Origin of the sequence: Schleiferilactobacillus perolens DSM 12744, assembly GCF_001435585.1 — a bacterium.
GTDB lineage: Bacteria > Bacillota > Bacilli > Lactobacillales > Lactobacillaceae > Schleiferilactobacillus > Schleiferilactobacillus perolens.
This window is the reverse complement of record NZ_AZEC01000081.1, coordinates 1-352: the sequence shown is the minus strand read 5'-3', so window position 1 is coordinate 352 and position 352 is coordinate 1. Positions and strand designations below refer to the sequence as shown.

General features: G+C 31.5%; 1 protein-coding gene. It reads right to left on the bottom strand.

Annotated features, from left to right (window positions below):
* Positions 1 to 76 precede the first annotated feature (76 nt).
* Positions 77 to 289 carry a hypothetical protein gene (locus tag FD09_RS15705; protein ID WP_057822567.1) on the bottom strand — a complete coding sequence of 71 codons (213 nt, stop codon included), beginning with the start codon at positions 287 to 289 and terminating at the stop codon, positions 77 to 79.
* Between the last annotated feature and the right edge of the window lie 63 nt (positions 290 to 352).

Genomic DNA, 352 nt, shown 5'->3' with positions numbered 1-352 from the left:
TTCTAGCGATTTTAAGACCATTCATATACATTTATACCAAAGCAAAGAAAAAAGCCCTCAGCAGGCTTTTAGAGGGTTAAATAACGAAGCCAGGACGATTAATAATATCTTCTTGTCTTTTTTGCAAAATATAAGTGTATAAGGAATCATACAAATTCTTTTTAATCTCGTCAGGTTCATTGACAGAAGCTTCAAACAATTCTTGAATATCAACTTGCCAAGGATCAGCAAGCACTTCATTAATTGGTTTTAATACTTTCTTTTCGTCCATCCTAATTACTCCTGACATCAAAATAATGATTTCAGTTTAGATTTACAGATTTTACAGTACCGTTATTCAAAATTTGTTACC